This is a genomic window from Promicromonospora xylanilytica (genome assembly GCF_054782895.1).
The window spans coordinates 23,067-37,555 of record NZ_BAAGRP010000065.1 but is presented as its reverse complement, the minus strand read 5'-3'; the positions used below and the strand labels follow the sequence as shown (position 1 = coordinate 37,555).

The window sequence follows — 14,489 nt, the reverse complement described above, 5'->3', positions numbered from 1 at the left end:
GACTGCTGCGCGGTCAGCCGCCGGCGGTCGCGCCGTCCGCCATGCGGGCACGAGCGCGGTGGTGGCGCTTCTCCACGGGCACCAGCTCGGTCGCCTTGGGCAGGCCCATAGCAGGAGTACCGACGAACACGCTCTCCGCCCGCTCGACGAGGAAGGTCTCGTGCCACACCCCGACGGCCTCGGGATGCTTTCTCGCCATCGCGTTGAACCTGGCCCATGCCGGGCGGTGGCTGCGCGAGCCGGCGGACGCGTAGTCGTAGAGCTTGTCGGCGGAGGACCAGTACTGCACGGCGAACGGTCCCCGGCCGTTGAAGAGGAGCTCGTAGCCGAGCAGCCCCGAGTCCGGGTCCTCGACCAGCTCGCGCATCATCGGCGGCATCGCGAGGAAGACCGGCATCCAGAGGTCGGGACGCCACCACTTGTTGAACGTCATGCCGATGTGGAACACCACCAGCTCGCCGTCGTACCGATGGGTGACGCGGCCGGGAACGATCTTCGACATGTCTTCTCCTCAGTTAGAGAGTGGCACTATCCAGATTAGATAGTGCTACTCTCGAATGCAAGGGGGTAGTGCAGATGCGCATGGCAGAGCTGTCCGCGACGTCCGGGGTTCCGGTCGCGACCATCAAGTACTACCTGCGGGAGGGCCTGCTGCCGGAGGGTGTGCGCACGTCAGCCACGCAGGCCAGCTACGGGGAGGCGCACGTCCAGCGGCTCAGGGTGGTCCGAGCGTTGGTCGACGCCGGCGTGAGCGTCGCCGGCGCACGGAAGGTCGTCGCGACGCTCGAGGAACCACCGGACGACGCGTCGGAGCTGCTCGGGGCGGCGCACGCGGCGGTCGCGCCGCAGGGCGACGCCGACCTTCCGCTGGCCGCCGCCGAACAGCTGGCCGCACGGCTCGGCTGGGAGCCGGGGATGTGCGAGACCGAGCGCCTCGCGGAGCTCGCGAGAGCCCTCGACACGCTGCGCAGGGCCGGGTTCGAGGTACCACCGCACGTCATGGACGCCTACGTGGCGGGCATGCGGAACATCGCCGCCGCCGAGATCGAGGGCATCCCCACCGACAGCCCCGAGGAGGCGGTCCGGTACGTGGTGCTGGGCACGGCGCTGGCCGAACCGCTCCTCCTGGCACTGCGCCGGGTGGCCGAGCAGGTCGCCTCGTCCGAACGGTTCCCGCCGGCCCGCTGACGACGCCCCGCGCGGCGTGACGCACGCCTCGGCGCCGGCCTGTTGACCGTGTTCTCACCACACGGTTTCTACTGACGTGCATCGGCGATCCCGCCGAGCGAGAGCCACCCCGCGCTCACCGCGCCACGTCGAAAGAGACGCCAGTGTCAGACTTCAACCCTTACGAGGGCCTGCAAGACCTCGTCGCGCACGTGCCAGAGCTCGTCCAGCCACTCGTGGTCGCCCTCGCAGGCGCCATCCCGTACATCGAGGGTGAGGGGTCTGCGGCGCTGGGCATCTTCGCGGGCATCCACCCGGTGGTGGCCGCCGTGTCCGGCGCCACGGGCAACATCATCGCGGTGCTGCTCGTCGTCCTGCTCAGCTCACGGGCCCGCACCGCCACCCTCGCGCTGCGCGCACGCCGCACCGCGGCCGCGACGGCCGCCTCGCCCTCCGCCGTGCCCGGTGGCACCACCCTGCTGGCGGAGGCACCGGCCGGCACGCCTGGAACCGGCACGACGGACCAGCCGTCCGACGGCGAGGAGAGCGAGCCGTCCGGACGTCGCGCCAAGGGCCAGAAGCGGCTGCGCCGCTGGCTGGTCCGCTTCGGCGTCCCCGGAGCGAGCCTGCTCGGCCCCCTCGCCCTGCCGACGCACCTCACCGCCGCGACCCTCGTCGCCTCGGGCGTCAGCAAGCAGTGGGTCATCCTCTGGCAGGTGATCGCGATCGTCCTGTGGACGCTCCTGCTCACCCTCGGCGCGACCGGCCTGATGACCGCCGTCGAGGCCGCCTGAGCGCACCCGGAACCGGGCAGCCGCGCCCCTGGTGCAGCTCCCGGCACGGACGTATCGTCGAGACGAGCCGCGATCAACGAGGATCGCGCGCCGGATCACCGAGGAGATCGGCCATGTCCAGGAACCACTCCACCATCGTCCGGCCGGCCGCCGCAGCGGCCCTCGGCCTCGGGCTGGCGCTCGTCGCGGGACCACCCGCAGCAGGAGCACCGAACTCCGTACCGCTCAACGTGGGCCAGGAGACCACGGGCTCCAACACCGGCGCGAGCGGTTCGTTCACCTACACCATCGACGGCGACACCCTGTGCTTCACGCTGACCGCCCGGAACTTGTCCGTGGACGCCACCGCCGCGCACATCCACGTCGGCGCCCGGAAGGTGGCGGGCCCCATCGTCGTACCGCTCGACGTCGGCGCGGGCACGGACTTCAGCGTCAGCGACTGCGTGACGGCCGACCCCGCGCTGCTCGGCGCGATCGACGACTCCCCGCGCGACTACTACGTCAACGTGCACACGCCGACGTTCCCGGGCGGCGAGATCCGGGGGCAGCTCACGCACTGAGGCCGCACCTCACCCGCGGCTCCGCCATCTGCTGAGGAGCCGATCGAGCCCTTCGCGGAGGTGGGCCACCTCCGCGGTACTGAGAAAGCCCGAGAACTCGGGGTACTCGCGGACCAACGTCAGGAGCTGATGTGCGGTGACCTGCTGCTCCGTCTGCGCGGGGTCCACTCCTGCCTCGTCGCAGTAGGCGCTCAGCGCAAGGTCGCGAGGTATGGCGGCTCCCGTCGGTACTGCGCGGGTGAACGCGAAGGCGAGATCAGCCGCGGACGGCCCGACCCGCGCGGACTGCCAGTCCACGAGCATGGGCTGCCGGTTCGCGCCGCGGAGGACGTTTCCGATGTGGCAGTCGCCGTGGACGAAGGACGCGGGACCGGAGCGCGCCACTTGCTCCAACAGCTCAAGGTCTTGGAGCACCCACTGGACCCGTGCTGCATCGCCAGGGCCGTGCCACAGCCGCCGCGCGAACGTCTTGAGGTCTCCGTGCGAACGGGCGCGTGCCTCATCGTCCCGACGAAAGCTGTTCGGTACTCGCCGCACGTCGCGGTGCAGGCGTCCGAGTATCCTCGCGAGGTCCCCCCAATCGTCTGCGCTCCACTGCGGAGCAGCGGGCGCGGGATCGTGGTGAGCGAGCGCGACGGCCAGCCACGTGGCAGCGCGGTGGTGTGCGATGAGACGTGGGGTCGGGATGGCGTACACGGGCGCGAGCTGCGCATATACCGCCAGTTCACGGTAAGCCTGGTCTCGCGCGGTGTCGGAATCGAGAACCGTCACCTTCACGATCGCTGGTTCGCCGTCGCGGGTGACCGCGCGTGTGAGGGCGGATCCTGACATCCCGCCGATCGGGGCGTCAGCAGTGCCGGCGGCACGGAGCCCGAGGATCCGCAGTACCTGGTCAGGGTGAGGGGCATGCATGTCACTGAGGCTAGAGAGTTCCGGGCTGCCCGCGTCATACCCCGGGCCAAGCCGCTCGCCCGAAGCCACAGCAGGCGTCAGGCCGACGGCGGCCGTCGCCCCTGTCGGTGGACCCGCATCAGCAACGGCAGGCAGACCAGCAGCGCCAGAACGCGGAGCGTTCCTGCGATCGGGTAGCCGGCGCGGACGCTGATCGCGTGCGCCACCATGCCCCCGGCGAGAGCACCGACAGGGATGAGCCCCCAGCCGAGCATCCGGTAGACGCTGTTGACGCGGCCGAGCAGGGCCCGTGGTACGAGCTCCTGGCGAAGCGTCACCGTGATGACGTTCCAGATCACCGTGGCCAGGCCGCTCACGGCGAGCAGGCCGGCGAGGATCCAGGCGTCCGGGCTGAGTCCCACGAGCAGGAACGCCGCCGCGTTGACGGCCAGCGCCGCGACCAGTACGGGAATCTGCCCGAACCCCTTGACCAGTCGGGGTGCGAGCAGCCCGCCGAGAACGCTCCCCACCGCCGCCGCCGCGAGCAGCACTCCATACCCGGCGGCGGTGACGCCGAGCTCACCGGTGGCCAGCAGCACGAGGGTGACGTTGCCGAGCTGGAAGCAGAACGTATTGACGCCGAGCAGCAGGGCCAGTGTGCGCAGCAGCCGGTGACTGGCAAGCCAATGGAGGCCCTCCAGGACCGCCCGTCGGGCCGGCTGGGCGGTTCCACGTACCCGCGGTGCGCCGCGCAGCGTCGTCAGCAGCAGGACGGAGACGACCAAGGCCCCGGCGTCGAGCCCGAAGGGCAGGGCGATCGCCACGCCGAAGAGGAAGCTCCCGACGGGAGGCCCGACGAAGCTCTGCCCGATCGTCGCGGCCAGGTACTGGCGGGCGTTGGCCTGGGCGAGCAGGTCCTGCTCGACGATCTCCGGCACGACGGACTGGCTCGCGATCCCGAAGACGACCTGGCCGACTCCGACGAGGAAGGCCGCGACCATCAGGGACGCGATGCCCATGGCTCCCGCGGCGGCCAGGACCGCCAATGCCGTGACCACGACAGCCTGAAAGACCTGGGCGGTCCGCATCAGTGCGATCCGGTCGCACCGGTCGGCGATCGCTCCTACCGGGAGGGAGAACAGGAGCCACGGTACGAAGCTCGCGGCGGCGACCACCGAGACGAGCCGGGCATCGGCCGTGAGGGTGACCGCGAGCAGCGGCAGCGCCGTGACGAGCGCACCGGTGCCGACCTGGTCGATCGCTCCGGCCCACCACAGCCGCCAGAAGCGCGCGGGAAGCCTGCCCGGTGTCGATGCCATGCCCGCAGCCTGCGAATGCAGCAGTCAGCGCACCACGATTGAGCCCTGCGCTACATGGTCAGTGCTACATGGTCAGACCAGGATCATAGGAGCATGGCTCTGAGCATCGAGATCAGCACGGCCGATCTCGCAGCCACGAGGTTCGCCGTCTCGCCGCTGGCCGAGACGATCTCCGGCCTGCAGCAGCTCGCGCGGCCGGCCCCGTCCCCACGGGTCAGGGCCTGGGTCCGATGGGCACGTGACGAGCTCGAGCGTCAGCCGCTGCGGCTCGCGGCGACCTGGCCCCTCCTGGTCAGCGACCGTCCGTCCTGGCCTCAGTTCCTCCTGCCTGCGCCGGCCACCACCCGGAGCACCATCGACGACGACCTGGACGCCCTGCGACGGACCACACCGCGGGACGTCGTCCAGAACCTGCACCGGGTCTTCGGGAAACACCTTCCGCCCACGGCGCAAGCGCTGGCGGACGCGCCGCGCGAGCGGCTCGCTCTGGTGGCCACGGAGCTGCGCGTGGCGCACGACCGTCTCGTTCGCCCCCACTGGCCTCGCCTCCAGGCTCTGCTGGAGACCGACATCGCCCACCGTGCCGCGCAGCTCGCCTCCGGCGGAGCCGCACGGCTGTTCGCCGACCTGCACGGGGACGTCGCCTGGTCGGACGGGCGCCTCACCGTCCTGACCGACCCGCGGAACGACGCCACCGCACCCGGAGGACTCGTCCTGCTCCCTGTGGCGCTCGGGAGCGATCGGGTCATCGTCAAACGCAACACCACTACCTGGACGACGCTGCGCTACCCTTGTCGAGGGATCGCGGCCCTCGATGCCGTGCTCGACCAGGCACCAGCAGCCGACGACACGGTTCGGCTCGTCGGACGGAGCAAGGCAGGTCTGCTTCGCGCCCTGACCGCACCTGCCACGACCACCGACCTGGCCCACGAGCTTGGCACCACCGCGAGCGCCATCGCCCAGCACCTCACCGTCCTGCGTGCCAACGGGCTCGTGAGCCGCCAACGGCACGGCCGCCGCGTCATCTACATCACCACGCCGCTCGGCCGGTCGCTCCTCGACGCCGGTGACCGCGACACGGATACAGCGTGAACCACCGACCACGGGATGCCACACCTGCCAGCACCCCGGGCCTTTTCTTCGAGGCTGCCGCTCACACGGTGTTCAGCTGCGCCCGCTTGCGCGCGTACGAGCGCGCGGCCCGTACCCGGTCCCCGCAACGGGTCGAGCACCACTGCCTGCGACCGTGGGTCTTGAGCAGGAACCGTATGCACGGTTCCGCCTCGCACTGCGCCAGCAGCTCAGCGGCGTCACCTGCGAGCAGCGCCACGGCGTCCTCGGCGATCACGGACATGGCGTGCTCGACGAGCCGGGTGGCCGGGTGCTCCAGCGAGCGGAAGAAACCCTCAACGGGGGCGTAGTGCAGCAGTGACGCGTTGGGGGCGGCGACGAGTGCGGCGTTGATCCCGGCGAGCACCCCGGGGTCGACGTCCGCCCCCGTGACGCGCGCCTCGAAGGCTTTGCGGATGTCGGTGCGGAGGCCGACCATCCGGTTCTGGCAGTACGACTGCAACGCTGCGGCTTCGCCGACGAGGTCGCGCGCGACAAGCCAGGCGGTCGTCGCCTCGGGAGTGCTCAGAGCGTCGTGGACCTTCCCGCCCGGCAGACGGATCTCGCTGTTCACGAGGTCGATGCTGATGTGCTCCCGCGCCCCAGGGCTTGGTGGAAGAGGCGTCTCGGACATGTCTCTCATGGTAACAGCGTTGACTTACCGTGATCCCCTGCTACGCTCGGCCTCACGCGAAACTGCGCTCATTGCCGTGAGAAGTGAGGTTTGGTTTGAAGTCCGCACCGACGTTCGGTTCCGCTCCGTTCGCCCTGTCCGTACACACCGGGGGCGGCCCTGGCGTCGGTCGCACTGCCGAGGACGGACTCGCGGACACCATCGGGATCGCCAGGGCGGCCGACCGCCTCGGCTACCACCGGTTCTGGATGTCGGAGCACCACGCGATGCCCGCCCTGTCCGTCGCCTCTCCGCCGCTGATGATCGCCCGCCTCACCGCGGACACCGAGCGCATCCGCCTCGGCGCGGGTGGGGTGATGCTGCCGAACCACGCCCCTCTGCTGGTCGCGGAGCAGTTCGGGATGCTCGACGCCCTCGCCCCGGGCCGGATCGACCTCGGACTGGGGCGGGCGCCGGGGACCGACGGCGCGACGGCCGCGGCACTGCGCCGCGCGGCCGGAGCGAACGACGCGTTCCCGCAGCAGGTCGCGGAGCTGCTGGGCTTCCTCGCCGACGACTTCTCGCCCGACCATCCCTATCACCAGGTGCACGCCGTGCCTGGCCCGTGGCAGAACGCGCAGAACCTGGTTCCGGCCTCGGAGACGTCCCCGCAGGTGTGGATACTCGGGTCCTCGACGTACTCCGCGCACCTGGCGGCACGACTCGGCCGCCCCTACGCGTTCGCGCTGCAGTTCGGCGACGCCGACATCACCACGGCCCTGCGGATCTACCGGGAGAACTTCACCGCCTCTGACGTGCTCGACCGCCCCTACTCCCTGGTGAGCGTGAGCACGATGGTCGCGGAGGACGCCGCGGAGGCCCGGCGTGAAGCGTCGACGTCGGCGATGGCGATGCTGCGAATGTTCAAGCGGGAGCCCTATGCGCTCCTCTCGCCCGAGGACGTCGCCGCACATCCCGTGACAACCGAGGAACGGGCGGTCCTGGACATGTACACGAACCGCGCCTTCGCGGGAACCGCCGAGACCGTAGCGCACCGTCTCGGAGATCTGCACGAGCAGACAGGCGTCGACGAGGTCATGGTCGTGCTCGGCACCCATTCCCGCGGCGCCGACGAGCGCACCGTCACGCTCCTCGCCGAGCACTACGGGATGCCCGCGCACCCCTGAGACCTGCCGGCACCCGCCGGAGATCAACCCCGCCACATCAACCAAGGAGACCTCATGCCCGCACCCCGCCGCGCCCTGATCGTCATCGACGCCCAGCAGGAGTACTTCGACGGACTGCTGCCCATCCAGTACCCCGCACGCGACGAGTCGGTCGTCCGCATCACCGAGGCGATGGACACGGCCGAGCAGGCCGGCATCCCGACCGTCGTCGTGCAGCACCAGGCCCCCGCGGACTTCCCGGTCTTCGCCCCGGAGTCGCCGACCTTCGAGCTGCACCCGGAGATCGCGAAGCGGGCCGACGACGCGGCGCACCGCTTCACCAAGCCGTTCTCCAGCGTCTTCGCGGACACCGGCCTCGCGGAGTGGCTCCGCGAGCGCCAGATCGACACGGTCACCCTCGTCGGTTACATGACGAACAACTGCGTCATCGGTTCCGCCGCCGCTGCGGAGCCGCTCGGGTTCGCCGTCGAGGTGCTGTCCGACGCGACCGGCGCCATCGACATCGTGAACTCCGCCGGTTCCGCGCCGGCACAGCAGGTGCACGAGACGCTCATGGCCGTCCTGAACTCCAACTGGGCCGCGGTCGCCACGACGGGCGTCTGGGCCGAAGCGGTGAGGTCCGGGAACGCCCTCGCGGGCGACAACCTCATCGAGTCGGCCGCTCGTGGGCGCGACACCGAGTAGCTCGACGTGAGGCAGGGGCCGGTACGCGTCGTCGTTCCGGCCCCTGTCTTCCACGCCGCGGCGTCAGGGAAACTGGTGAGCCGCGGACCTCACCGACAATCTGAACTCCGTGCAACGACGCCGGGAGGGCTCATGCAGCACAGGCCACACGTCCAGCTAGGGCTGATCGCAGCGACCCAGGTACTGGCCATGGCCATGTGGTTCTCCGCGTCGGCCGTCCTGCCGTCGCTGCGGGAGGCCTGGCAGCTGGACGGCGCGCAGGCGGGCTGGCTGACGGCGACGGTGCAGCTCGGGTTCGTCGCCGGCGCGCTGACCTCCGCGGTGCTCAACCTGCCCGACCGCCTGCCGCCGCAGCAGCTGCTCGCGGCCTCCGCGGTGGGGGCCGCTGCCGCGACCGCGTCGATCGCCCTGTTCGTCGACGACTTCGGGGTCGCGGTGGCCCTGCGCTTCGTCACGGGATTCTTCCTCGCCGGGGTCTACCCCGTCGGCATGAAGCTCATGACGTCCTGGTTCGGGTCCGCCGGCAGGGGCCTCGCGCTCGGCGTGCTCGTCGGCGCGCTCACGCTGGGCTCGGCCCTGCCGCACCTGGTCAACGCCTCCGGGACCCTGCCCTGGCAGAACGTGCTCCTGACCGCATCGGGTCTCGGCCTCGCGGCGGCGGTCGTCGCGACGGCCCTGGTCCGCTCCGGCCCGCACACGTCGTCCGGCAGCCGCCCTCACCCGCGGTACGTCCTGGAGATGTTCCGCCGGCCGCAGCCGCGCGACGCGAACCTCGGCTACTTCGGGCACATGTGGGAGCTGTACGCGCTGTGGACCTGGCTGTCGGCCTTCGTCCTCGCCGCCTCGCCGGACCACGAGCGGACCGCCGGGCTTCTCACGTTCACGGCCATCGGCGTGGCTGGCCTGGCCGGTTCGCTGCTCGGCGGCTGGGCGGCCGACCGGTTCGGCCGGGCGCGCACCGCGGGAGCCGCCCTCGTCGTCAGCGGATCGTGCTGCCTCATGTCACCCCTCTTCTACCTGGCACCCTGGCCCGCGCTGATCGTGTTCCTGATGGTGTGGGGGGCGTCCGTGATCGCGGACTCCGGCGTCTTCTCCACGGCGCTGAGCGAGGTCGTCGACCAGCGCTACGTGGGCACCGCGCTGACCGCACAGACCGCGATCGGATTCCTCATCACGGTCCTGACCATCAACCTGGTCCCGATCGCCGCCGGCATGGTCGGCTGGCAGTACGCCTTCCTCGTCCTGGCGCCCGGGCCCGTGGTGGGTGCCCTCGCGATGCGTGCCTTCGGCAGGCGCCCCGCCGCGGCGGGTGCCTGAGTCCACGCGCACGTGCCTGGTCTACCCGGCCGCGCGCGTGGCGTCCCGCCACGTGAGGTAGCCGCCGTCGAGGTTGCGGACGTCGTACCCGAGCTGCGTGAGCAGCCGGGCCGCCGTGTGCCCACGCTGCCCGACCTGGCAGTGCACGACGACGGGAGCATCGGCCCGGATCTCGTCGTGCGCCCGGGCACGGAGCTCGTCGAGCGGGACGTTCCGCGCCGTGGAGGGTGCGCCGTCGACGACCGGCTCGACCGTCCCCCGCGCGTGCTCGGCGGGTGTGCGCACGTCCACGAGCGTCGCACCAGCGCGGACCAGATCGTCCAGCTCGTGCCACTGGACGGCGCGGGTGTCGCCGGTGCGCAGGTTGTCCGCGACGTATCCGAGCATGTTGACCGGGTCCTTGGCCGACCCGTAGGCGGGCGCGTAGGCGAGCTCGAGGTCCGCGAGGTCGGACGCCGTCAGACCTCCCGCGATGGCCGTGGCCAGCACGTCGATGCGCTTGTCGACGCCGTCGCGGCCCACCGCCTGGGCGCCGAGGATCAGGTCCGTGCCCGGGTCCACGAGAAGCTTGAGCGCGAGCGGGCTGGCACCCGGGTAGTAGCCCGCGTGCTGGCTCGGGTGGGTGTGGATGGCGCGATAGGGCCGCCCCTCGGCCCGCAGCCGCTTCTCGTTGCGTCCCACGGCGGCGGCGGTCAGGCCGAACACCCCGACCACGGCGGTCCCGACGGACGGGCGCATGCCGGTCCGGCCGAGGATCACGTCCGCGACGTGCCGTCCGTGCCGGTTGGCGAGGTTCGCGAGCGGGATGAGGGCGACCGGTTCCGGCTCGCCGGGTGCTGCGAGGGCGTCGCGCTTGACCACGGCGTCGCCCACGGCGAACACGTCCGGGACCGAGGTGCGCAGGTCCTCGTCCACCATGACGCCGCCGCGCGGGCCGAGGGTGGCACCGGCCAGCTCGGCGAGCTCCGTGTCGGGCCGGACGCCGACGGCGGCCACCACGAGGTCCGCCGGGACCTCGCCGGCCTCGACACCGGCTGCGTCGGCAAGCCTCGCCGTGGTGGGCGTCAGGGCGGATACCTGCGTGGACGTCCGGACATCCACGCCATGGGACTCCAGCTCGTCGCGGACGCGGACGGCCAGCTCGGGGTCGAGCGGCGGGAGCACCTGGTCGGCCAGCTCCACGAGGGTGACGTCGAGGCCGCGGCGCACGAGGTTCTCGACGACCTCCAGGCCGACGAAGCCGCCGCCGATCACGACGGCGGTCCGGGCCGGCGCACCGTCCGCCGCTGTGCCGATCGCGGTGGCGAGCCGGTCGGCGTCGGCGACGTCGCGCAGCACGAGCGCGCGCTCGATACCGGGAACCGGCGGCACGACCGGGCGGGCGCCGGGGCTCAGCACCAGGCGGTCGTAGGTCTCGGCGTACTCGTCACCGGTCCCGAGGTCGCGCACGGTCAGCTTGTGGGCAGCCGCGTCGACGGCGGTCACCCGGTTCCGGACGCGCACGTCGAGCCGGAACCGCGCGGCGAGGGACTCCGGGGTCTGCAGCAGCAGCGCGTCACGGTCCTCGATCACCCCGCCCGCGTAGTACGGCAGGCCGCAGTTCGCGTACGAGACGTGGTCGCCGGCCTCCAGCACGACGATCTCGGCGTCCTCGGCCAGACGACGCAGCCGGGTGGCGGCGGACATGCCCGCCGCCACCCCGCCGACGATGACGATCTTCATGTGGGTCCTCCTCGGGTTTCACCCCACAATACCCCCGGGGGTATGCTGCGTCGAACAGAGCAAGGGAGAACACTGTGTGCAGAGCAGTGACGTGCAAGACGTGCGGCAGGACGACGTGGGCCGGCTGCGGTCAGCACGTCGACCAGGTCATGCAGGGCGTGCCGCGCCGCGACCGGTGCGAGGGCCACGCCAAGGAGCCCGCCAGGGGCTCGTTCCTGTCACGCCTCTTCGGGCACTGAACGGAGGATCGGATCATGGACCTCGACCTGGACGAGATGAAGAAGGTCTCCAACCGGCTCAAGCGAGCCCAGGGCCAGCTCGCCGCCGTCGTGCGCATGGTGGAGGACGGGGGCGACTGCGCGGACGTCGTGACCCAGCTCTCCGCCGTCTCCAAGGCGCTCGACCGGGCAGGCTTCGCCGTCATCGCCTCGGGGCTGAAGCGGTGCCTGGCCGACGAGGAGAACGGCAAGGCCGACATGCAGAAGCTCGAGAAGCTGTTCCTGTCGCTGGCCTGAGCGACCGCCTAGCTCTCAGCGGGAACGCCGTCCGCCGCGGCCGCCCACCGGCGGCGGACGATCAGCAGGCCGGATCCCACCACCAGCAGCAGGACGGCGACGACGACGGCGGCCAGCGGAGCCGCACCCGTGGCGGCGAGGCCGCCTCCCGGACCGGAGCTGGCCGTTCCACCACCCGGCCCAGGCGGGCCCTCGGAGGTGGTGCCGGGCGACTCCCCGGGCGGCGGGGAGTCGCTCGGGCTCGTGTCAGCACCCTGACTCGGGTCGGCACTCTGACTCGGGTCGGGAGTGCCAGGGCCGGACGGCTCGGGACCGGGAGCACTGGGGCCCGACGGCTCCGGATCGGGAGTACCAGGCTCTGACGGCTCCGGCTCCGGAGTCCCGGGACCGGATGGCTCCGGATCAGGGGCGCCAGGCTCCGACGGCTCCGGGTCGGGTTCCTCGACCGGCGGGGCTCCGTCGTCGTCGGCGCAGGTCTGCGTCAGCGTGTCGGAGTCGTGCTCGAAGCCGACGCCGTCGGCCACGATGGTGAGGGTGCGCGTGGTGGAGACGGTGCCGTGTTCCCGGGTGGGGACCGACCATGTCATGTCGACGCAGTACCTGCCGGGCCGCGTGGTCGCCCATGACGTGTTCGACGTGTCGGACTGTGGCCACACGCTCGCCGTGGTGAGGTCCGCGGCAGTGTCGAACACGGTACGCCGGGGCTTCTCCTGCTCCACCCAGAGGTCACCGGGCCCGCGGAGGCGGTCGATCGTCCAGGTGACGTCGCCGGTCACGTCTTCCTGGGGCATACCAAGGGTGTTCCACCGCAGGTAGGGCACCTCGTCACGGGCCCGGTAGGAGAACTTGCCGCCGTCGTGCCCGAACCGGTAGGTGCCGTCGTCCGCGAGGGAGCCGCGGAAGATGGCGTCCTCGATGTCCAGGCGCTCCGGGAGGGCGTCGCGGTAGCTGCTGGACCGCAGCAGGTCCACGCCGAGGCCGGCGCCGTCGCGGTCGCCGTCGAGATCGAGGGAGACGTCCCAGAACGAGTCTTCCACCAGGGCCGGGCCGTCGGCCGGCACGGCAGGCGGCACGCTCGGTCGCCCGTCGACGTCCGGGTAGTCCGCCGTCGTGCCGCACGGCTGCACGGTGGCCGGGTCGACGGTCTCGCCGACCACGTGGGTGAGCTGCTCGGCGGCGGTGTGCAGCGTGCCGTCCGCCAGCTCGGCGCCGACGGTGACCGCGATGCAGTAGACGCCGGGCTGGTCGAAGTACCAGTTGTAGTGGACGTGGGTACCCACCGGGAGGAGATACCCGGCAGGCAGGCCGTTCCTCGTGCTCGCGAGCAGCCCGGCGCCGTTCTTCTCGGAGCCGTAGTTGAAGGCCCGGCCCGTGTCGAGGACGACGTGACCCGGGGCCGGCGTCCCGCCGGGTCCCGTGACGGCGTCGATCCGCACGCTGACGCTTGCGCCGTCCGCTGTGGCCCGGCGCAGGGTCGGCGACTGGGTGCTCACCCCCGCCCAGGGCAGGCCAGACACCTGGGAGTAGGGACTGTTCCAGACCGACTGTCCGGGCTGCCCGACGAAGGACCAGTCGTTCGCGACGGAGAACGTGTCAGGGAGGGTGATGCGTGCGGTGTCGTCCGAGTGCAGGACGAAGCGGTCCCAGTCGAGCCCGCCGTGCGTGTCGTGGTGGGCGCGCAGGGCCAGCGACTGCTCCCCCGACTCGTCGGTCTCGACCTCGGGTGCGATCGCGTCGATGTGACCGTCGCCGATCACGCGCACCTCCGGCTCGGGGTCCGGATCGGGGCTCGGGTCCGGGTCAGGGTCAGGGCTCGGCTCCGGGTCCGGTCCGGGCGCTTCGCCCGGCACCTCTCCGGTCGCGGTGCCGCACGGCGCATCGCCGGCGACGGCGTCGCCGACGGCGATCCGGATGGTCCCGACGGCGCCCACGGGGCTGCCGTCGGCGAGCGTCGCGGTGAAGCCCAGGTCGAAGCAGTACATGCCGGAGGCGCCGAACGACGCGCCCGTGTTGAACATCTCCCGGGCCGGGAGGGCGTAGGTCGTGTCGAGGCCCTGCGGCGAACCGTCCCGCTGCTCCCCCGTTCCCCAGCGGAACAGGTCGGTCGGCGCGTCCGGGCCCGTCGACCCGTCCGGCCGGCTCTCCGGCAGGCCGTACAGGGCGAACGAGCCTGGCCCGACGACGTTCGACATCGAGAAGTAGAGGCTCGGATCGTCGGCCGCGAGGGTCGCCGGGCGCACGGATCGCGTGCTGAGCCGGAGCGCGGCGACGTCCTGGGTCTGGTCGTAGTCCAGGAGCGAGACGGTGCTCCAGCGCATCTCACCGGTCGGCCCGAGCCAGGAGAACGACGGGTCCGCGGGAACCTCCTGGACCAGCCGCGACGGCACCCGCAGCTGCAGGTCGGGAGCCGTACCGTTCGGCGACGCACTCCCGCGCAACGCACCGGTACCACCCGCGAGGCTCGCCGCGACATTGACGAACTTCGACTCCGCCGTCGTGTCCGCGGCGGCCGGGGCGGCCGGCACGACCGTGACGGCGGCCGCCGAGATCGCGACGAGGAGTGCCGAGCACCTCGACCGCGCACTTGCCCGGGGCCGTCGCCGAGCTGTC

Annotated in this window: 15 protein-coding genes; 9 read left to right on the top strand and 6 right to left on the bottom strand. The window is 71.7% G+C overall.

From position 1 onward, the window contains the following. Positions 1-13 precede the first annotated feature (13 nt). A complete protein-coding gene (locus ACYVK7_RS19085; RefSeq protein ID WP_460889294.1) occupies positions 14-502 on the bottom strand; it encodes a DUF4188 domain-containing protein in 489 nt (162 codons plus the stop codon). 80 nt (positions 503-582) lie between these two features. On the opposite strand from ACYVK7_RS19085, the gene ACYVK7_RS19080 reads away from it, so the two are divergent. The 3 genes from ACYVK7_RS19080 (at position 583) to ACYVK7_RS19070 (ending at position 2,521) form a co-directional block, all read left to right on the top strand. Then, complete coding sequence (locus ACYVK7_RS19080; protein WP_460889293.1) at positions 583-1,188, top strand: MerR family transcriptional regulator; 606 nt, start codon at positions 583-585, stop codon at positions 1,186-1,188. A gap of 143 nt (positions 1,189-1,331) precedes the next feature. Continuing rightward, on the top strand, positions 1,332-1,961 hold the full coding sequence (locus ACYVK7_RS19075; RefSeq protein WP_460889292.1) for a small multidrug efflux protein: 630 nt from the start codon (positions 1,332-1,334) through the stop codon (positions 1,959-1,961). 113 nt (positions 1,962-2,074) lie between these two features. Next, positions 2,075-2,521, top strand: coding sequence for a CHRD domain-containing protein (locus tag ACYVK7_RS19070; protein ID WP_460889291.1), 447 nt, complete (start codon positions 2,075-2,077; stop codon positions 2,519-2,521). A 9-nt stretch (positions 2,522-2,530) separates the two neighbouring features. Here the strand turns inward: ACYVK7_RS19070 and ACYVK7_RS19065 are convergent, their stop codons facing one another. Together ACYVK7_RS19065 and ACYVK7_RS19060 are read right to left on the bottom strand one after the other, a co-directional pair. After that, on the bottom strand, positions 2,531-3,352 hold the full coding sequence (locus ACYVK7_RS19065) for an aminoglycoside phosphotransferase family protein (RefSeq protein ID WP_460889311.1): 822 nt from the start codon (positions 3,350-3,352) through the stop codon (positions 2,531-2,533). A gap of 158 nt (positions 3,353-3,510) precedes the next feature. Continuing rightward, positions 3,511-4,731 carry an MFS transporter gene (locus ACYVK7_RS19060; RefSeq protein WP_460889290.1) on the bottom strand — a complete coding sequence of 407 codons (1,221 nt, stop codon included), beginning with the start codon at positions 4,729-4,731 and terminating at the stop codon, positions 3,511-3,513. A 93-nt stretch (positions 4,732-4,824) separates the two neighbouring features. On the opposite strand from ACYVK7_RS19060, the gene ACYVK7_RS19055 reads away from it, so the two are divergent. Continuing rightward, the gene (locus tag ACYVK7_RS19055) at positions 4,825-5,823 is read left to right on the top strand and encodes an ArsR/SmtB family transcription factor (protein WP_460889289.1); all 999 of its coding nucleotides are present in this window, start codon (positions 4,825-4,827) and stop codon (positions 5,821-5,823) included. 61 nt (positions 5,824-5,884) lie between these two features. Here the strand turns inward: ACYVK7_RS19055 and ACYVK7_RS19050 are convergent, their stop codons facing one another. After that, complete coding sequence (locus ACYVK7_RS19050; protein ID WP_460889288.1) at positions 5,885-6,475, bottom strand: CGNR zinc finger domain-containing protein; 591 nt, start codon at positions 6,473-6,475, stop codon at positions 5,885-5,887. 95 nt (positions 6,476-6,570) lie between these two features. Here ACYVK7_RS19050 and ACYVK7_RS19045 point away from each other — a divergent pair, with 95 nt between their 5' ends. The 3 genes from ACYVK7_RS19045 (at position 6,571) to ACYVK7_RS19035 (ending at position 9,642) form a co-directional block, all read left to right on the top strand. After that, complete coding sequence (locus ACYVK7_RS19045) at positions 6,571-7,641, top strand: LLM class flavin-dependent oxidoreductase (protein WP_460889287.1); 1,071 nt, start codon at positions 6,571-6,573, stop codon at positions 7,639-7,641. Between the two features lie 54 nt (positions 7,642-7,695). Then, positions 7,696-8,325, top strand: coding sequence for a cysteine hydrolase family protein (locus ACYVK7_RS19040; RefSeq protein WP_460889286.1), 630 nt, complete (start codon positions 7,696-7,698; stop codon positions 8,323-8,325). Between the two features lie 132 nt (positions 8,326-8,457). Then, complete coding sequence (locus ACYVK7_RS19035) at positions 8,458-9,642, top strand: MFS transporter (protein WP_460889285.1); 1,185 nt, start codon at positions 8,458-8,460, stop codon at positions 9,640-9,642. 21 nt (positions 9,643-9,663) lie between these two features. Here the strand turns inward: ACYVK7_RS19035 and ACYVK7_RS19030 are convergent, their stop codons facing one another. After that, the gene (locus tag ACYVK7_RS19030; RefSeq protein ID WP_460889284.1) at positions 9,664-11,364 is read right to left on the bottom strand and encodes an FAD-dependent oxidoreductase; all 1,701 of its coding nucleotides are present in this window, start codon (positions 11,362-11,364) and stop codon (positions 9,664-9,666) included. A gap of 86 nt (positions 11,365-11,450) precedes the next feature. On the opposite strand from ACYVK7_RS19030, the gene ACYVK7_RS19025 reads away from it, so the two are divergent. Both ACYVK7_RS19025 and ACYVK7_RS19020 read left to right on the top strand, forming a co-directional pair. Continuing rightward, positions 11,451-11,603 carry a hypothetical protein gene (locus ACYVK7_RS19025; RefSeq protein ID WP_460889312.1) on the top strand — a complete coding sequence of 51 codons (153 nt, stop codon included), beginning with the start codon at positions 11,451-11,453 and terminating at the stop codon, positions 11,601-11,603. Positions 11,604-11,618: 15 nt separating this feature from the next. Next, the gene (locus ACYVK7_RS19020; RefSeq protein WP_460889283.1) at positions 11,619-11,879 is read left to right on the top strand and encodes a metal-sensitive transcriptional regulator; all 261 of its coding nucleotides are present in this window, start codon (positions 11,619-11,621) and stop codon (positions 11,877-11,879) included. An 8-nt stretch (positions 11,880-11,887) separates the two neighbouring features. On the opposite strand, the gene ACYVK7_RS19015 is transcribed toward ACYVK7_RS19020, so the two are convergent. Further along, positions 11,888-14,404, bottom strand: coding sequence for a choice-of-anchor M domain-containing protein (locus ACYVK7_RS19015; protein ID WP_460889282.1), 2,517 nt, complete (start codon positions 14,402-14,404; stop codon positions 11,888-11,890). Positions 14,405-14,489: the final 85 nt, after the last annotated feature.